A 17,190-nucleotide genomic window follows, 5' to 3' on the forward strand; every position below is an offset into this window, starting at 1 on the left:
CGCCTCCGCCGCCCGCACCCGCAGCCCCTGCCCCCGTTCAGGCCGCCGCCGTCGCGCCGCCGGCTCCGGCAGCCGCGCCCACGCGCGATCTCAACTCACCGCTCGGCGTCTGGCTCACCGAGGAGAAGGAAGGCAAGGTCCGCATCGAACAGTGCGGCAGCAATCTGTGCGGCTATTCGGTCGACAGCAAATCGAACCAGAATGGCGAGCAGGTTCTGATCAACATGAAGCCGAGCAAGGACCAGAAATGGTCCGGCCGCATCCTCGATCCGAACTCCGGCTCGACCTATGATTCCACGATCGCGATGAAGGGCACCGACCGCTTGCGCGTGCAGGGCTGCGCCTTCGGCGGCATGTTCTGCGGTGGGCAGACCTGGACGCGCGTGAACTGAGGCCAAACGTCTTGACCGAGACAAGGGGCCCGTGATCCGGGCCCCTTTGCTTGTTGGTCGCGGCATCGTCGTGACGTGCGCCACCTCACAGAGCCTGCTGCTCGCGTGACAGCCCTCACATCGCCGGTTCCGCGCCCGTGCCACGTTCCCCGCATGGTCACCCATAGGGGCATGTCATGAACGGCTTTCGCAAAGGACTCTTCGCCACCCTCATCGCCATCGCCTTCCCGCTCGCGCAGGCTGATGCTGCGACCAGCACTTTCGACGGCACATGGAATGTCCGCATCTCGTCCTCAAGCGAGACCTGCGGCAACGGCGCGACCGTCGCGATCGGCATCAACAACGGGCAGATAGCCTCGAGCAGCACCGCCGTGACGGCGTCCGGCCGCGTGGCGAATGCCGGTGGCATCAATGTCATCTTGAGCACCGGCATCAAGCGCGCCGTCGGCTTCGGCCGGCTCAGCGGCAGCTCCGGCTCCGGCACCTGGCGCGGCGCGTTGTGCACGGGAACGTGGACGGCAGAGAAGATTTAGCGATCCTGACCAGCCAAATGAATTCGTGTGTTTTCACATCGTTAGGTGCGCGCTCGTGTGCTTTCGCGTCGGTCCCCCACTTATAGATTCACGACGCTCGGTTCGCGCGATCGAGAACGTTCTTCACTCACTGGGCCAGACCGCGGTGAGTCGTCTCGCATGGGAACTGACGGGCTGAACTTCCACTCCAATTCTTTGCGTGCCTGTAAACCAGATCACATCCATCCTCGATTACTCGCTCTAAGGTAGATAACTGGCAAGACGCGTAGAGCTCCACTGCACTGGACCTGAGCCAGCGTCGCTTCAGCCCTACAACAAGCATTTGATGTCTTGCTATTTCGTCAAATTTTGCAAACCGCCTAGGCGGCAGCAAGGAGCAATTGCAATGACAGCGACTTCAGCGAAACTTCGTTTGGGTCGACATGGCGATTGAGTGTATTCGCCGGGATCACACCCAGACGCTCAGCCCTGGCGATCAAAGAGGTCCGTTCTTGACCGCGCGTGCCCTTGGCATGGCATTGGCGGCACTCAACGATGCCCATGCGCACGCCTCTAGTGGTTCTCCTCTCCTGAACATCGCCGGCACGCCCGGCCTGAGCGGAGCCAATGCCGAAATCGCCGCGGCCGCGGCCTGCTCGCAGGTCCTGCTCCGAAGATATCCGAGCCAATTTCGTTTCTTGGATCCGGCCTGGGCACATTGGCTCGAATATTTCGAACTAGGTCAGGCAGGGAGCGCGGCCGAGCACGCCGGACGGAGCTTTGGAGACGCCATCCATGCGTTCGGCTCGACCGACATGGCCAACGCTGCTGCGGACCAATACGTCCCTACAGGCGCTCCCTATACTCATGTCGCGGCACCCAACCAGCCAATGCAGCACTACTCCGGGGGCAAATGGGGCGACGCAACACCTTTGCTTGCGACCCGGGTCATGAATTTCCCACCACCTCCAGGGCGCATTTCCGCCACCGTGGTGAACCACACGGCTCACTATGCTGCCGACTTTGCAAAGGTCGTCGACAAGGGAGTCTTCCAGCGCACGGCGGGTACGCGCAGCCTGCAGGAGGAGGTCACCGGAATCGCATGGGGCTATGACGGTCCTCCAGAAATCGGTACGCCGCCCCGGCTTTATCTTCAGGTCGTTCTCGCCGCACTTGACGCCATCGAAGCGCGGACGCCGGGCAAGCTGAGCACGGCGGAAGAATTGACCATCGTTGCCGGTGTTGGCATTGCCATGGCTGATGCCGGTATCGACGCTTGGTACTACAAATATGCTCCAACGCATATGATGTGGCGACCAATCGCCGGTATTCAGAAAGCTGAGGCGGGAAATGGGACTGCGATCCCGGGCTGGTTGCCGCTCGGGCGGCCGGATACCAACGGCAACGGCGTCGCTTTGACGCCCGACTTCCCAGCCTATCCGTCAGGACATGCCACCTTTGGTGCAGCCGCTTTTCAGCTGTTGCGGTTGTTCTTCGTCCAGAAGGGCGTCACCTCGTTCCATCCCAATGGCGTCGACAAATTCAGGCTGGATTTCGTCTCCGACGAATTCAATGGCCGCAACGTCGATCCCCGGACCATGCTGCCTCGTGATCACGTCACGCTGAGTTACGACAGCCTGTGGCAGGCGATTGCCGCTAACTCGATCAGTCGCGTCTATCTTGGTGTTCACTGGCAGTTTGATGGTATCACCAGGCGCAACGCGGCAGGTACCGATGACGAGTTTGGAATTCCAACACCCGATAGACTCGGACATACCGGCGGCGTTTGGCTCGGCGCGCAAATAGCCAACCAGATCGCACCGAAGCTCGGTATCCAGCCAGCGACGATCGCCGCATCGAAAATCAATTGACGCGAGTGCGCTCGTAGCCCGCCTGGGGCCGCGAGCGCTCTTCGTCATGAGCTCCACGACGCGGTACACCGCAGAGCCGATTCTCGACTCGCCAGTCTTGTGCCCCGGATCAGCAACGCACCACTGCACGTTGCATTATATCCGGAGCAGGAGAGCTAGCCCAACGCCGCGCCATACTCCGCGTCAGTGACCGGCTCCAGCCAGGTCGAGTAGACGCCGTCGAGCGCTTCCTGCATGGCGATGTGGCACATGCCGTTGGTCGGCGATGCCCCGTGCCAGTGCAATTCGCCCGGCGGAATCCAGACGGTGTCGCCAGGACGGATCTCCCTGACAGGGCCGCCCTTGGTCTGCACCCGCCCGACGCCGGAGATGACGTAGAGCGTCTGCCCGAGCGGATGGTGATGCCAGTTGGTGCGAGCGCCCGGCTCGAAGGCAACGCGCGAGCAGTTCAGCCGTGCCGGCGCGGGCGCCATGATGACGGGGTCCTGCCACACGGTGCCGGTGAAGTTTTCCTTGGGCGCGCGGCGGGTCGGCCGCGTGCCTGCAACGGTGATCTCCATGGGGTCCTCGCTCCTGTTACTTCTTGCTGGCGGCGTAGCGCGCCTTGGTCTCGGCGTTCATCGGATAGAGGCCCGGCAGCACCGCGCCGTTGTTCACCTCGTTGACGATCCAGGCTTCCATGCGCTCCTGTTCGACGCCCTCGTGGAGCACGTGATCGAGCATCGCCTGCGGGATCAGCACGCAGCCGTCCTGGTCGGCGACCACGATGTCGTTCGGAAACACGGCAACCCCGCCGCAGCCGATCGGCTCGCCCCAGCCGACGAAGGTGAGGCCGGCAACGGACGGCGGCGCGGCATAGCCGTCGCACCACACCGGAAGATTGGTGCCGAGCACGCCTTCGACGTCACGGACGACGCCGTCGGTGACGAGCGCGGTGACGCCGCGCTTCATCATGCGGGCGCAGAGAATATCGCCGAAGATGCCGGCATCGGTGATGCCCATGGCATCGACCACGGCGATGCATCCCTCCGGCATCGCCTCGATCGCGGTGCGGGTCGAGATCGGCGACGACCAGGATTCCGGTGTCGCCAGATCCTCGCGCGCCGGCACGAAGCGCAGCGTGAAGGCCGGTCCCACCAGGCGCGGCAAGCCCGGGCGCAGCGGCCGCGCACCCCGCATCCAAACATTGCGCAGGCCCTTCTTGAGCAGGACCGTGGTGATGGTGGCGGTGGTGATGCCGGCGAGGGTCTTGCGGGCTTCGGGGGACAGCGACATGGACGACAACGAGCTCCGAGGTGCGGGAAGGAACGCGCGCATCTTGCGAGCCACAGCTCTTGCGTCAAGGCCTTAGAGACCACCAATAACGCAGGGCGGCTGAGCCGTTATGCGACGCGATAACAAGGTCTTATCGTGCCCCCTTGCATTAATTCATTGGACTTGCGGGCGCATTTACGCGAAGCAGGACGAAGCGGAACTCTCACGTTGGGGGCCGCATTCCTCCGAAGCCCGATTTCGACAGCTCTTCGACAGCTCATGGCCGCGACGCTTCCCCCGCCCCGCCTTCTGCCCAGTGGCGACAGCGCCGTCACGGTCGAGTTCAGCCGCACCATCGATGACGACGCCAACCAGCGCGTGCTGGCGCTGGACAAGGCGCTCGCGGCAAGCCCCATCGACGGCATCACCGAGACCGTGCCTACCTATCGGTCGCTGCTGGTGCATTACGATCCCGGCACGATCGGCTTCGACGCGCTCGGCGAGAAGCTGCTCTCCCTCGCCAGCCAACCGCTGCCGCCCGCGACGAAGGCACGCCGCTGGCGCATTCCCGTCGCCTATGGCGGTGAGCACGGCATTGATCTCGAGGATGTCGCCAAGGCGCTGAACACGACGCCCGACGACATCGTCGCCCGGCATGTCGGCGGCGACTACAAGGTCGCCATGATCGGCTTCACGCCGGGCTGGTCCTATCTCAGCGGCCTCGACAAATCCCTGCACATGTCGCGGCGGCAAAATCCGCGGCTGCTGACGCCCGCGGGCACAATCTCGATCGGCGGCATCCAGGCCGGGATCCAGTGCCTCGCCGCGCCGAGCGGCTGGCACCTGCTCGGCCGCACGCCTGTCAGAACCTATCAGCTCCACCGCAGCCCGACCTTCCTCACCGAGCCCGGTGATCGCGTGACGTTCTTCGCCATCGACCACAAGACGTTCGACGAATTGGACCGCGCGGCGGAAGCCGGCGAGATCATCGCCGAGCAGGTGGACGCATGAGCCGGCTCGTCGTCGCCAGCATCGGCCCTGCAAGCTCCGTCCAGGATGGCGGGCGCCTCGGCGCGCAGCGCTACGGCCTGACGGTCAGCGGGGCGATGGACCGGGTATCCTTGGCCGCGGCGAATACGCTGGTCGGCAACGCGCCTTTCGCGGCCGCTGTCGAGATCGGGCCGTTCGGCGCCTCCTTCACCGCGCGTGACGGCGCCGTGCGCGTCGCGATTGCAGGCGCGCCGCGCAATGCGGACGTCGCCGGAAGTCCGCTCGCCTTGGACTCGTCGGTGACGCTGAAGGACGGCGAGACGCTGACGCTGGGCTTTGCCCGCGGCGGCGCCTTCACTTATCTGGCGATCGAAGGCGCCATCAAGGGCGAGAAGGTGTTCGGCAGTCTCGCAGTCAATGCCCGCGCGGGGCTCGGCAGCCCCTACCCGCGCACGCTCCAGGCCGGCGACGAGTTCAGCGTCGATACCGCGAGCGGCGTGGCGGAGTTGCGGATCGAACTGCCGAAGCCCGCAAGCGGCCCGATCCGCGTCGTGCTGGGACCGCAGGACGACGAGTTCGACGACGCCAACAAGGCGCTGTTCCTGGACAGCGAGTGGAAGATCTCGGCGACGTCCGATCGCATGGGCTATCGGCTCGAGGGCCCCGCCATCAAGCATCTCCACGGCCACAACATCGTCTCCGACGGCACCGTCAACGGCAGCATCCAGGTGCCCGGCAACGGCGCGCCGATCGCGCTGATGATGGACCGCGGCACCTCCGGCGGCTATCCGAAGATCGCAACCATCATCACGGCCGATGTCGGCCGCCTCGCCCAGACTTCGGCAGGAACGGCGTTCCGCTTCAAGGCCGTCAGCATGGCCGAGGCCCAGGACGAGGCCCGCAAATTCGCGCAATTGATCCGGACCCTGCCCGATCGCCTGCGTTCTGCAGACACCGTCGCACTCAACATCGAAGCGCTTAGCGATGCCAACGTCGCGGGCTATGCCGTGAGCGCCGTCGATGCCGGCACCTGGCAGGTCACCGCGGAGCCTTAAACGCAACAACAAGACCCAGAGGCGGAGAGCACCCATGAAGACAGTCGACCTCAATTGCGACCTCGGCGAAGGTTTTGGCGCGTGGGAAATGGGCAACGACGCCGCGATGATCGAGCTGGCGAGTTCGGTCAACGTCGCCTGCGGCTTCCATGCCGGCGACCCCGACATCATGCGCCGGACGGTGGAACTGGCGAAGGCGCGCGGCGTCTCGGTCGGCGCCCATCCTGGATATCGCGACCTGCACGGCTTCGGCCGGCATCCGATCGCGGGGCTGAAGGCGTCCGAGATCGAAAACCTCGTCGCATATCAGATCGGCGCGCTGCAGGCGATCGCGACGGCCGCGGGCCACAAGGTGACGCATGTGAAGGCGCATGGCGCGCTCTCCAATGTCGCGTGCGAGGACGACATGACGGCGAAGGCAATCGCCGCCGGCATCAAAGCGGTCGATCCCGGCCTGATCTTCGTCGTGCTCGCCAATTCGAAGCTGGTGAAGGCCGGCGAAGCCGCCAAACTGCCGATGGTGCACGAGGTGTTCGCCGACCGCGCCTATGAGGACGACGGCAATCTCGTCTCGCGCAAGAAGCCCGGCGCGGTGCTGCATGATGCCAAGGTGATCGCCGATCGCGTGGTGCGGATGGTGCAAGATGGCGCGGTGGTGTCGGTCACCGGCAAGGTGATTAAGATGCGCACGGATACGGTGTGTATCCATGGCGATACGCCCGGCGCGGTCGACATCGCGCGGACTTTGCGTCAGGCACTGAAGGCTGCGGGGATCGAGGTCGCGCCATTCAAACGCGGGGCGTGAGAAACGCTCGGTGCCGTAGGGTGGGCAAAGGCGCAACGCGCCGTGCCCACCATCTCGTCATGATTGAGACAGGTGGTGGGCACGCTTCGCTTTGCCCACCCTACGAGATCATCAGAACGGATGCACCGACAGCGTGCCAAACACGATGGCCGCAATAACCGCAAACGCGCTGTAGAGCGCCAGATGATGGGCGCTTGCCCGGGTCTGTCGCGAGAGCGAGCGCGCGTAAAAGTGCAGTCTGGCTTCCGCCGATAGTTCGCGCATGGTCGATCTCCAACGCCCCATTTGCGGGATTATGAGGGATCAACCAGGGCGGGTGGCAAGACGGCGGTGAAAATAGCGATGCGCCTCCTTCGAAGTGGCGGCATCGCAGATGTAATTTCTCCCGGGGTCCAGGTTCCGAGAATCTTATTCGTTCAAATCCGAGCCAGTTGGAACCGGCTCGGATGACACCGGAATGACAACTCTCGTAGGTGGGCAAAGCGAAGCGTGCCCACCACCTGTCTCAATCATGACGAGATGGTGGGCACGGCGCGCGAAGGGCGCGCCTTTGCCCACCCTACAGCACCGAGCTAATCGAAATGGGTTTCCTGCCCCTGATCCGCATCGCGCCTTAGTACACGTCAGCCTGGAAACGGCCCGTCTTCTTGAGCTCGGCGACAAAGCTGACGGCCTCATCGGTCGAGCGCGCGCCGAACTGGGCGACGATGTCGACCAGCGCGCGCTCGACGTCCTTGGCCATGCGCTTGGCATCGCCGCAGATGTAGAGATGAGCGCCTTCGGCGAGCCAGGTCCAGACCTCGCGGCCGACCTCGCGCATGCGGTCCTGCACGTAAAACTTCTTCTCGCCGTCGCGCGACCAGGCCAGCGACATGCGCGTGAGCAGGCCCGAGGTCTTCATCGCATTGAGCTCATCCTGATAGAAGAAGTCGCAGTCGCTGCGCTGATGGCCGAAGAACAGCCAGTTCTTGCCGGGCGCACCTGTCGCCTTGCGATCGAGAAGGAAAGCACGAAACGGCGCGATGCCGGTGCCGGGACCGATCATGATGATCGGCGTCTTCGGATCCTGCGGCAGGCCGAAGCCGTGCGCCTTCTGCACATAGACCTTGAGATTTTCGCCCTCATTGATGCGCTCGCCGAGGAAGGTCGAGGCGACACCGAGACGCTTGCGTTTGCCGACGACGTAACGCACCGAATCGACCGTCAGCGACAACTTTCCGGGCGTTGCATTGTGCGAGGACGAGATCGAATAGAGCCGCGGCTGGAGCGGCTCCAGCGCCTCGACGAAGGCCTCCGGATGCGGCCGCGTGCCGGAAAACTTCTGCAACGCCGCCATCACGTCGAGGGTGGCGGCATCGCCATCGGGATCCTCCCCCTGGGCCAGCGCCCGCGCCTTCTCGCGCGCCGCGCCACCGGTGATGAAGGAGATCAGCTCGAACAGCGTGTCGGGCGCCGGCGACAACGAGACGTCGTCGATCAGCACCTCGCGCAGCGTCTTGCCGTTGACCTTGGTGGTGTGGGAGGCGCCGAGCAGCGCGATGATCTGGTCGACGAGGCCGACATCGTTGCGCGCGAACACGCCAAAAGAGTCGCCGACGACGTAGTCGAGCTTGCTCTCGGAGAGGTCGAACTCGACGTGATAGGTTTCCTTCTCCGACTTTCCCTTGTTGAGCAGACGGCGCGACAGGAACGTCGCTGCAACAGGGTTGTCGCGGGAGCGGCCGGGCTCTGCGATCGTCACCGTCACGGCCGGCGCCGGCGCGTCCGGCTTGTCAGCCGCCTTGGCCGCCGGCGTCTTGTCGAGCTCCTCATACAGCGCCTTCAGCATCCGCGCAGTTTCCTTGCCGCCGGGAACGCACAGATTGAGCCGCGCTTCGCTACGGCCTGCGATCGCCTCCGAATAGTCGTGGCAATTGTAGCCGCACTGGCCGCAATCCTGCTGCGCCATCGCCGCCATCATCTTGCGGCGCACGGGACGGCCCTCGGCGAGCTTCATCCGCTCAGTGATCGGCATGGTCTGGTCGTGCCAGGGCGCTTCGCCGTCGTCACCGTCGCCGGCTGCGCCTTGCATGACCGCGGCGCCCTGCTCCGCCGACAGCGGCGCGGCGACGTCAGGCGACAGCAACCCGGCAAAGAATCCATTCAGCCAGGAGCGCTGCGCATCGGAGAACGGTGCGCTGGCGGGGATGATGTCGAGCCTGGGCGGAGGGGTGATCTGGTTCATGCGGACACCTGTGCATCGGCAAGCTTGCGCAGCGTTTCGCCGTCATGGCGGCGCGCGAAGGAGAGGAAGGTTTCGTCGGCAGACGCGCGATGGGCGATGTAGGCCTTGAGCAGTCCTTCGACCGTTTTCGGCGCATCCTCGGCCTTGAGGTCGTGATAGACCTCCTGACCGACGTCGGCATCGGGGCCGAAGCCGCCGCCGGTGAAGAGGTGATAACCCTCGACCGTGTCGTCTTCGTTGACAGGCACGCGCGCACCGATCAGACCGATGTCGCTGATGTAGTGCTGCGCGCAGGAATGGTGGCAGCCGGTGACGTGGATGTTGACCGGCTTGTCCATCGCGACGCGCGGCTCGCACCAGTCGCCGATCTCGGCGGCATGGCGCTTGGTATTCGCCGCGGCGAAGCGGCAGCCGGCATTGCCGGTGCAGGCGATCAGGCCGGCGCGGATGTGCGAGGCCTCGACCGCGAGCCCGATCTGCTTGATCGCCGCGATCGCAAGCTCGACGTTCTCGTCGCGCACGCCTGAAATCAACAGGTTCTGCCAGACCGTCAGCCGGATCTCGCCGTCGCCAAGATCACGCGAGACTTTGGCCAGGCCCCGCATCTGCTCGCTGGTAAGCTTGCCCAGCGTCAGCGACACGCCGATCCAGTTGAGGTCGTCCTGCTTCTGCTTGTGCACGCCGACATGAGCCATGCGGTCCGCCGCGGGACGCGGCGCGAACGCCTCCTCCGGCACACGCGTGAAAGGCGTCTTCAGCCGCTCCTCGACCAGCTTGAGGAAGCCGTCATGGCTCATGGCGTCGAGCACGTATTTCAACCGCGCCTTGTTGCGGTTGGTGCGGTCGCCATGGTCGATGAACACGCGCACGATGGCGTCGGCAACGGCGGTCGCCTGCTCCGGTTTGACGATGATGCCGGAATATTTGGCAAAGTCCTTGTGGCCGGTGATGCCGCCGAGGCCGAGGCGGAACCAGACGCCCGGCTCGACGCCGAAACCGTCCTTCACCTCATACGCCGTGAACGCGATGTCGTTGGTCTCCTCCAGCACCGCGATCTTGCCGGCGCCGTCGAAGGCGACGTTGAACTTGCGCGGCAGACCGTAGAGCGAGCGGTCGTTGAGGATGTGGTAGTGCCATTCGCGCGCATAGGGCCGCGTGTCGATGATTTCCTGCGGATCGATGCCCGCCGTCGGCGTTCCCGTCACGTTGCGAATGTTGTCGGCGCCGGAGCCGCGCGAGCACAGGCCGAGTTCCTGGATACCCTCGAGCAGTTTGATCGCGTGCTTCGGCGGGATCTCGCGCAGCTGGAGATTGGCGCGCGTCGTGACGTGGCTGTACGGGCCGCAGAGTTCATCGGCGAGATCGGCAAGGCCTGACAGCTGCCAGTGCTTCATGATGCCGTTCGGAATCCGCAGGCGGCTCATATAGGAGTCCTGCGTCGGGGCGACATAGAAGATGCCGTAATAGCGCCAGCGGAAATTGTCCGCCGGACTCGGCGGCGTGTTGTCGAGCGCCTGCTGGCGCAGCCGCGGATAGGCATCGAAGGGATGCTCGTCGCGCTTGAACTTCTCCTGGTCGGCGAGCTTCTTGCCGGACGCGATCACCTTGTCCTGCGCCTTGATGTGCACGGCGTCGGGACCAACAGGCTCGGCGTTCGCCTTGCCGCCGCCACCGCTGCCGAGGCCGCGTCCGACCTTGCTGATCTGCAGACCGGTCGTAAAACCTTCGAGATAGCGTTTCTGCTCGTCGGTAAAGTCGACTGCGAGCGTATCGATTTTCATGATCGGTAACGAAGCTCCTGCGGCCACCGGGGTGGCATCGACGGAATTGGCGAGACCCGCGAGGAACTGGGCTGGCCCCTGAGAGCCGGCTTCGCTACCCGACGGTCCGATCAGCTTCGTTGCTGCGGGACTTGGCTCAGCAGGCACCTGTGACAAGCTGGCCGCACTGCAACATTCAAGTTGCGTGCCAGCTTCCATGAAATAAAAGATGTCGCGATTTCAATATATTAGCAGCACCTCCGGAAAGTTCCGGTCCTGCCAAGGCTCATGAAATTCGAGCAGACAGCCCAAAATTTAGCCGATGATCGGAACTGCTCACAAATTACGCAGCAACGAATCAGACCTTCCAGCGTCCGACGTCGAAGGCCTCAAGATGCCCCAAAATGTTGCCGGGATCGAATGCGGGACCGGCGAATGCCCCGAACGCCGCGGGCGCCTGCTCGGGCGGCCGGCGGCCCAGGGCCGCATCGTAAAGGTCGGGCCTGAACACGGCCATCGCTGTCTTGACGCCCTCCGGAGTAAGCGCGGTCTGCCCCCAACGCACCATCTGCGCATAGAGCCAGGCGGCCTGGACCGGATCCGGGCGCCCTGCCTCCTCCCGTCCTACCAGGAGGTAGCGGCCGCTTTCGCGGAAGGTGCCATCAGGGGAAATCTTCAGGCGTCCGGTCAGGGTGCGCTGGATCACTTCGGCGTCGACGCCGATCCGCTCGGGCTGCGCCAGGATATGCGCCGCCTCGGTCCGGTTGTCCGGATGCTCAATGAACTCGGCGGCCTTCACGGCCGCGCGCACGAGGCGGGCGACCACATCCGGATTCTTGTCGGCCCAGACCTGGCGGACTGCCAGCACCTTCTCCGCTGCGCGGTCCAGAATGTCGGAGACGAAATGCAGGATATGGCCGATGCCGAGATCGACCGCGATCGAGTTCCAGGGCGCGCCGACGCAGAATGCATCGACATGGCCATTGGCGAGGCTGTCGACCATGTAGGGCGGCGGCAACACCACGAGGCGCACGTCCTCGTCGGGATCGACGCCGGCCGCGGCCATCCAGAACCTCAGTTGGTAATTGTGGGTCGAGAACGGGAAGGTCATGCCGAAGGTCAGCGGCTCGGCGCCGGCCTTGCGGCGCTTGGCAACGACCTTCGCCAACGCTTTCGCCGTGGCGAGCGGATCAAAACGGTCGCCCTCGATCTCCTCCATCAGCGACGCATGGAGCGCCGGCGACACCGTGATCGCGTTGCCGTTGATGCCGAGATTGAAGGGCGCGGCGATCGGCACCTTGACGTGGCCGAGCCCGAGTGAGGACGCGATCGCGACGGGCGCCAAGAGATGCGCCGCGTCGAACAGGCCGATATTGAGCTTGTCGCGGACGTTGGACCAGGAAACTTCGCGCACCAGCTCGACCTCGAGCCCCTCGGCGGCGGTGAACCCCTTGTCGACGGCAACGATGAGGGCTGCGGCATCGACCAGCGGAATGAACCCGATACGGAGGGGAGCAGTCATTTCAGCATCTCCGACGCGGTGATGATCGACTGCGCGATCTCGCCGATTTTCTTCTTCTCGCGCATCGCGGTGGAGCGCAGCAGCACATAGGCCTCGTCCTCGGTCAGGCCCTTCACCTTCATCAGGATGCCCTTGGCGCGTTCGATGATCTTGCGGTCCTCGAGCTGCGATTTGGTGCGCTCCAGTTCCTCCTGGAGCTTGGCAAAGGCATTGAAGCGGGACACGCAGAGGTCGAGGATCGGCTTGATACGCTCCTTCTTCAACCCATCGACGATATAGGCCGATACCCCCGCCTCGACCGAGGCCTGGATCGAGGCGGAATCGCTCTGGTCGACGAACATGGCGATCGGCCGTTTCACGGCGCGGCTGACCTGGAACATCGCCTCCAGCACGTCGCGGCTGGGGTTCTCAAGATCGATCAGGATGATGTCGGGGTCCACCGCGTAAATACGGGCAAGCAGGCTCTGCATCTCGCGAATATGGACGACCTGCGTGAATCCGGCCTCCCGCAATCCCTCCTCCAGGATCGCAGCCCGGATAGGGCTTTCGTCGACGATTACGATTTTGGGCGACTGTTCGGCGCTCATGGCTCACTCACGGCAGGTGATTCATCCATAGCACGCCCGAACGCCCTGCAAAGGGTTGTAATTGTGAGCAATTGGGACTAGCTCAGGCCGGTCAATCAGGCAGATCAGATATGGATCAGACGGCTGCGCCCAAGGTCAGCTTCGTGTCGCTCGGGTGTCCCAAGGCATTGGTGGATTCCGAGCGTATCATCACGCGCCTGCGCGCCGAGGGCTACGAGCTCGCCCGCAAGCATGACGGGGCCGACATCGTCATCGTCAACACCTGCGGCTTCCTCGACAGCGCCAAGCAGGAATCGCTCTCGGCGATCGGCGAGGCCATGGCCGAGAACGGCAAGGTGATCGTAACGGGCTGCATGGGCGCGGAACCCGAGCAGATCGAGCAGGCCTATCCCGGCGTGCTCTCCATCACCGGCCCGCAGCAATATGAGAGCGTGCTCGACGCCGTGCACCGCGCATTGCCGCCCGCCCACAATCCGCACGTGGACCTGGTGCCGCCGCAGGGCATCAAGCTGACGCCGCGCCACTACGCGTACTTGAAGATCTCCGAGGGCTGCAACAACCGCTGCACTTTCTGCATCATCCCGAAGCTGCGCGGCGACCTGGTCTCGCGTCCGGCCAACGACGTGCTGCGCGAAGCTGAACGCCTGGTCGGTGCCGGCGTCAAGGAATTGCTGGTGATCTCGCAGGACACCTCGGCCTACGGCGTCGATCTCAAATATGCCGAGAGCCCCTGGAAGGACCGCCAGGTCCGCGCCAAATTCCTCGATCTCGCGCGCGAGCTCGGCGAGCTCGGCGCCTGGGTGCGGCTGCAATATGTCTACCCCTACCCGCATGTCGACGAGGTCATCGCACTGATGACGCAAGGCACGGTGCTGCCCTATCTCGACATCCCGTTCCAGCATGCGAGCCCCGAGGTGCTGAAGGCGATGAAGCGTCCGGCGGCGCAGGACAAGACGCTGGCGCGGATCAAGCGCTGGCGCGAGGAATGTCCGGATCTCGCTTTGCGTTCCACTTTCATCGTCGGCTTCCCCGGCGAGACCGACGCCGACTTCGCTTATCTGCTCGACTGGCTGGACGAAGCCGAGATCGACCGCCTCGGCTGCTTCAAATACGAGCCGGTGGCCGGCGCCACATCGAATGCGATCGAGAACCCCGTGCCGGAAGAGGTCAAGCAGGAGCGCTACAACGCGCTGATGGCCCGCCAGCAGAAGATCTCCGTACGACGACTCAAGCGCAAGGTCGGCACGCGCCAGCAGATCATCATCGACGAGGTCGGCCCGACCGTAGCAAAAGGTCGCTCCAAGGCCGATGCGCCGGAGATCGACGGCGCGGTCTATCTCTCCAGCCGCCGTCCCTTGCGCGTCGGCGAGATCGTCACCGCGAAGATCGAGCGCGCAGACCAGTACGACCTGCACGGCAGCGTCGCGGGGTTCTGAGGCCCCGTCGTTGCGAGTAGCTCGCGACAAAATTGCGAAGCAATTTTGCGCTGATGCGACGAAGCAATCCAGAATGCCTCCTTAGTGGCAGTCTGGATTGCTTCGCTACGCTCGCAATGACGGTGTGGATGCAGCTAGGCCAGCCATTTCGGCACCCAGCGCTCCGGGCGCGGGGCACGGGCAAGATCGGCTGTCGCCTCGGCTAGCAACGCCGGCTCGCCGTCGATGGTCGGGCGTACATCATATTCGAAGTTCGGCATGATTCGGCCGTCCGCATGGAGCCCGAAATGCATCGCGTACCACAGTCCAAGTTCGGGCTGCGCTTTGCGCATCTCCTCGCGTAGATCGCGCAGCAGGGATTCGATCGAAGCGGCTTCCTCGAACGGCTGGGGCCCGCGCGAGAGCACGCACGCCTCGTACTGCTTGCCGACGATCGCGACCTCGAAGCGGGTCTGGTCCCAGGGTTTCTTGCCCCTGGGCAGATGCGCGGCCAACCGCCAGCCGAGCTCGGCCATCAGCCGGTGATTGGCCCAGTAGTCCTCGCGATCCCGGCTCCATTTTTCCACGAAGCCGCGGAAGTCGGGCAGCTCCGACGAAGTTTCCTCGAGCATCGTCGGCTCTCCATGCGGCCGTCCAGCGAGCCACTGCGCGAGCTCGACCGTCTGGCACTCGACCTCGTCATGCGGCTTGAGATCGCTCCAGGCATTGTCGAATTGTTGCGACGTCAGCTTGGCGAGCAGACCATCGAGGCTCGGCGCCAGCAATTCGTAATCACCCTCGGAGCCCAGCCCCACGATCGGTGGATTGTCGCGGTCGAGGCCTGCGCCGTACCAGCCGCCGACGGCCGAGCCATCCGGCAGCCGCATGAACAGCGAAAACCTGTCCCGCAAGGGACTGCCGTCGATGATCGGCGCGTGATCGGAGAACTGGCCCTGCAAGGAGAAGCAGCCGACGCTGCCCCAGGGCCGCCCCTTGAGCCAGGCGGCAAAGTCGACCAGCAGCGGCGGCGCGTCGACACCCGGCGGAAACGCGCCACGAATGCTGTCGAGGTCGATCGGGTACGGCGTGTCGGACAAGGCTGCAAACTGTTTTGGTTGGTCCCGCCCCTCTTGGTCTGAACCGTCATGCGTTCGGTTCGAACCATTTCGCGTCCTTAGATCACAAACGCGCCAGAGGCGCGATGGTTTCCGACCGGACGTTCATCACGTTGCGAATGACATCCGCCCATCACGCCGCCGCCTCCGGCACACGCCGAACGAGTGTTTCGCAACTGTCCGCTTGACAAGTCCTGTCATTCGGCTGTACGGACGCGCCCCATGATCAACGCTCGGATCCACCTGCGCACCGAAATGCTCCGTCGTCGCTCCCGCGACGATGAGAGGGTGCGCCATGTCCGACGACGCCGCTGAACTACTAAAATTCAGCTGAAGTCTTCGAGAAGGCCGCACCCAGGTGCGGCCTTTCTGCTTTTTGCGCCCGTTTTCCACCCGCCTCCAGAGGAGTTCGACATGACCACCGTCACCCATCCGTATGACGCGCTGATGGACATCACCGCACGGCCCAAGGCCGTGTTCGTCCGCGGCGCCGGCTCCTACCTCTGGGACGACGGTCGCAAGCGCTATCTCGATTTCGTGCAGGGCTGGGCCGTGAATTGTCTCGGCCATTCGCCGCCGGCGGTTGCCGACGCGCTGACCGCGCAGGCCAGGCGGCTGCTGACGCCGAGCCCGGCCTTCTACAACGAGCCGAGCCTGAAGCTTGCGCAGTCGCTCGTCGACAACAGTGCGTTCGACCAGGTGTTCTTCGCCAATTCCGGTGCGGAAGCCAACGAGGGCGCGATCAAGCTCGCGCGCAAATATGGCAGCCTGCACAAGGGCGGCGCGTTCGAGATCATCAGCTTCGAAGGCGGCTTCCACGGCAGGACGTTGGCGACGATGTCGGCCTCGGGCAAAAAGGCTTTCGAGCCGCTATTCGAGCCGAAGGTCGCCGGCTTCAAGAAGGCGAAGCTCAACGACATCGCCTCGGTCGAAGCGCTGATCAACGACAACACCGTCGCAGTCATGCTCGAGCCGATCCAGGGCGAATCCGGCGTGTGGCCGGCGAGCGATCAGTTCCTGCAAGAGCTGCGCGCACTCACTGAGGCGCATGGCCTGTTGCTGATCTTCGACGAGATCCAGACCGGCATGGGCCGGACCGGAAAACTCTTCCACTATGAGCACACCGGCATTGCGCCCGACATCATGACGCTCGGCAAGGGCATCGGCGGCGGCGTGCCGCTCGCCGCCCTGCTCGCGACCGAACGTGCCTCCTGCTTCGCGCATGGCGACCAGGGCGGCACGTTCAACGGCAATCCGATCATGTGCGCGGCAGGGCTTGCGGTGCTCGAGGAGGTCAGCAAGCCGGACTTCCTGAAACAGGTCACCGAGACTGGCCTCTTGCTCGAAAGCGAGTTGCAGAAGGTCTCGGCTCGGCATGGTCTTGGCGGCGTGCGGGGACGCGGCCTATTGCTCGCGCTAGACCTCAAGCTACCGATCGCGCCCGGCATCGTCGCGCAGGCCTTCGAGGCCGGCGTGCTCCTCAACGCACCGCAGGTCGACACGCTGCGCTTCATGCCGGCACTGAACGTCGCGAAGGCAGAGATCGCCGAGATGATCGATTGTCTCGACGGGATTTTGACCAAGGCCGGCGCGGCACGGCGCGTGGCGTAAGAACAGGTGCCGTAGGGTGGGCAAAACGAAGCGTGCCCACCATTCAGAAATGGTGGGCACGGCGCTTTGCGCCTTTG

The 17,190-nt window shown here is 64.2% G+C and carries 16 protein-coding genes; 8 read left to right on the forward strand and 8 right to left on the reverse strand.

All coding sequences use genetic code 11. The features are described from left to right. The 3 genes from IVA79_RS25025 to IVA79_RS25035 all read left to right on the forward strand — a co-directional run. Positions 1 to 392 (forward strand): DUF2147 domain-containing protein (locus IVA79_RS25025; protein WP_247557925.1); only part of this gene is annotated, 392 nt, incomplete at its 5' end. 176 nt (positions 393 to 568) lie between these two features. Then, the gene (locus tag IVA79_RS25030) at positions 569 to 925 is read left to right on the forward strand and encodes a hypothetical protein (RefSeq protein WP_247557927.1); all 357 of its coding nucleotides are present in this window, start codon (positions 569 to 571) and stop codon (positions 923 to 925) included. Positions 926 to 1,416: 491 nt separating this feature from the next. Further along, positions 1,417 to 2,775 (forward strand): vanadium-dependent haloperoxidase, encoded by a 1,359-nt coding sequence (locus tag IVA79_RS25035; RefSeq protein WP_247557929.1) that lies wholly within the window; start codon positions 1,417 to 1,419, stop codon positions 2,773 to 2,775. 155 nt (positions 2,776 to 2,930) lie between these two features. Here the strand turns inward: IVA79_RS25035 and IVA79_RS25040 are convergent, their stop codons facing one another. Together IVA79_RS25040 and IVA79_RS25045 are read right to left on the reverse strand one after the other, a co-directional pair. Next, positions 2,931 to 3,335: a cupin domain-containing protein gene (locus IVA79_RS25040; protein ID WP_028144578.1), complete on the reverse strand. Its 405-nt coding sequence runs from the start codon at positions 3,333 to 3,335 to the stop codon at positions 2,931 to 2,933. 16 nt (positions 3,336 to 3,351) lie between these two features. Next, complete coding sequence (locus IVA79_RS25045) at positions 3,352 to 4,050, reverse strand: ribonuclease activity regulator RraA (protein ID WP_247557931.1); 699 nt, start codon at positions 4,048 to 4,050, stop codon at positions 3,352 to 3,354. Between the two features lie 258 nt (positions 4,051 to 4,308). Here IVA79_RS25045 and pxpB point away from each other — a divergent pair, with 258 nt between their 5' ends. From pxpB to IVA79_RS25060, 3 genes are read left to right on the forward strand one after another with little or no spacing between them, the layout of a single operon-like run. Then, entirely contained in the window at positions 4,309 to 5,040 is a 732-nt protein-coding gene (gene pxpB / locus IVA79_RS25050; protein ID WP_247557932.1) for a 5-oxoprolinase subunit PxpB, read from the forward strand. Next, on the forward strand, positions 5,037 to 6,074 hold the full coding sequence (locus IVA79_RS25055; RefSeq protein ID WP_247557934.1) for a biotin-dependent carboxyltransferase family protein: 1,038 nt from the start codon (positions 5,037 to 5,039) through the stop codon (positions 6,072 to 6,074). Before pxpB ends, IVA79_RS25055 begins: the two co-directional genes overlap by 4 nt. 34 nt (positions 6,075 to 6,108) lie before the next feature. Then, the gene (locus IVA79_RS25060; protein ID WP_247557936.1) at positions 6,109 to 6,879 is read left to right on the forward strand and encodes a 5-oxoprolinase subunit PxpA; all 771 of its coding nucleotides are present in this window, start codon (positions 6,109 to 6,111) and stop codon (positions 6,877 to 6,879) included. A gap of 111 nt (positions 6,880 to 6,990) precedes the next feature. On the opposite strand, the gene IVA79_RS25065 is transcribed toward IVA79_RS25060, so the two are convergent. The 5 genes from IVA79_RS25065 to IVA79_RS25085 all read right to left on the reverse strand — a co-directional run bounded on the left by IVA79_RS25065 (position 6,991) and on the right by IVA79_RS25085 (position 12,972). Continuing rightward, on the reverse strand, positions 6,991 to 7,143 hold the full coding sequence (locus IVA79_RS25065; protein WP_063831425.1) for a hypothetical protein: 153 nt from the start codon (positions 7,141 to 7,143) through the stop codon (positions 6,991 to 6,993). A gap of 349 nt (positions 7,144 to 7,492) precedes the next feature. Then, positions 7,493 to 9,103 carry a sulfite reductase subunit alpha gene (locus tag IVA79_RS25070; RefSeq protein WP_247557938.1) on the reverse strand — a complete coding sequence of 537 codons (1,611 nt, stop codon included), beginning with the start codon at positions 9,101 to 9,103 and terminating at the stop codon, positions 7,493 to 7,495. Continuing rightward, positions 9,100 to 10,884: a NirA family protein gene (locus tag IVA79_RS25075; RefSeq protein ID WP_247557941.1), complete on the reverse strand. Its 1,785-nt coding sequence runs from the start codon at positions 10,882 to 10,884 to the stop codon at positions 9,100 to 9,102. Before IVA79_RS25075 ends, IVA79_RS25070 begins: the two co-directional genes overlap by 4 nt. Before the next feature lie 337 nt (positions 10,885 to 11,221). Beyond that, positions 11,222 to 12,385 carry a CmpA/NrtA family ABC transporter substrate-binding protein gene (locus IVA79_RS25080; protein ID WP_247557944.1) on the reverse strand — a complete coding sequence of 388 codons (1,164 nt, stop codon included), beginning with the start codon at positions 12,383 to 12,385 and terminating at the stop codon, positions 11,222 to 11,224. After that, positions 12,382 to 12,972 (reverse strand): ANTAR domain-containing protein, encoded by a 591-nt coding sequence (locus tag IVA79_RS25085; protein ID WP_008564898.1) that lies wholly within the window; start codon positions 12,970 to 12,972, stop codon positions 12,382 to 12,384. The genes IVA79_RS25080 and IVA79_RS25085 overlap by 4 nt, the downstream gene beginning before the upstream one ends. Positions 12,973 to 13,082: 110 nt before the next feature. On the opposite strand from IVA79_RS25085, the gene rimO reads away from it, so the two are divergent. Beyond that, positions 13,083 to 14,408: a 30S ribosomal protein S12 methylthiotransferase RimO gene (rimO, locus tag IVA79_RS25090; protein ID WP_247557947.1), complete on the forward strand. Its 1,326-nt coding sequence runs from the start codon at positions 13,083 to 13,085 to the stop codon at positions 14,406 to 14,408. 134 nt (positions 14,409 to 14,542) lie between these two features. On the opposite strand, the gene IVA79_RS25095 is transcribed toward rimO, so the two are convergent. After that, positions 14,543 to 15,484: a hypothetical protein gene (locus IVA79_RS25095; protein WP_247557949.1), complete on the reverse strand. Its 942-nt coding sequence runs from the start codon at positions 15,482 to 15,484 to the stop codon at positions 14,543 to 14,545. A 432-nt stretch (positions 15,485 to 15,916) separates the two neighbouring features. Here IVA79_RS25095 and IVA79_RS25100 point away from each other — a divergent pair, with 432 nt between their 5' ends. Further along, positions 15,917 to 17,113 carry an acetylornithine transaminase gene (locus IVA79_RS25100; RefSeq protein ID WP_247557951.1) on the forward strand — a complete coding sequence of 399 codons (1,197 nt, stop codon included), beginning with the start codon at positions 15,917 to 15,919 and terminating at the stop codon, positions 17,111 to 17,113. The last annotated feature ends 77 nt before the right edge of the window (positions 17,114 to 17,190 follow it).

Source organism: Bradyrhizobium sp. 138 (assembly GCF_023074075.1).
GTDB lineage: Bacteria > Pseudomonadota > Alphaproteobacteria > Rhizobiales > Xanthobacteraceae > Bradyrhizobium.

Coding starts and splice junctions, on each gene's coding strand:
- IVA79_RS25065 (WP_063831425.1), bottom strand. CDS start 7,143: ATGCGCGAACTATCGGCGGAAGCCAGACTGCACTTTTACGCGCGCTCG.
- IVA79_RS25055 (WP_247557934.1), top strand. CDS start 5,037: ATGAGCCGGCTCGTCGTCGCCAGCATCGGCCCTGCAAGCTCCGTCCAG.
- IVA79_RS25080 (WP_247557944.1), bottom strand. CDS start 12,385: ATGACTGCTCCCCTCCGTATCGGGTTCATTCCGCTGGTCGATGCCGCA.
- IVA79_RS25030 (WP_247557927.1), top strand. CDS start 569: ATGAACGGCTTTCGCAAAGGACTCTTCGCCACCCTCATCGCCATCGCC.
- IVA79_RS25060 (WP_247557936.1), top strand. CDS start 6,109: ATGAAGACAGTCGACCTCAATTGCGACCTCGGCGAAGGTTTTGGCGCG.
- IVA79_RS25045 (WP_247557931.1), bottom strand. CDS start 4,050: ATGTCGCTGTCCCCCGAAGCCCGCAAGACCCTCGCCGGCATCACCACC.
- IVA79_RS25085 (WP_008564898.1), bottom strand. CDS start 12,972: ATGAGCGCCGAACAGTCGCCCAAAATCGTAATCGTCGACGAAAGCCCT.
- pxpB (WP_247557932.1), top strand. CDS start 4,309: ATGGCCGCGACGCTTCCCCCGCCCCGCCTTCTGCCCAGTGGCGACAGC.
- rimO (WP_247557947.1), top strand. CDS start 13,083: ATGGATCAGACGGCTGCGCCCAAGGTCAGCTTCGTGTCGCTCGGGTGT.
- IVA79_RS25100 (WP_247557951.1), top strand. CDS start 15,917: ATGACCACCGTCACCCATCCGTATGACGCGCTGATGGACATCACCGCA.
- IVA79_RS25075 (WP_247557941.1), bottom strand. CDS start 10,884: ATGAAAATCGATACGCTCGCAGTCGACTTTACCGACGAGCAGAAACGC.
- IVA79_RS25070 (WP_247557938.1), bottom strand. CDS start 9,103: ATGAACCAGATCACCCCTCCGCCCAGGCTCGACATCATCCCCGCCAGC.
- IVA79_RS25040 (WP_028144578.1), bottom strand. CDS start 3,335: ATGGAGATCACCGTTGCAGGCACGCGGCCGACCCGCCGCGCGCCCAAG.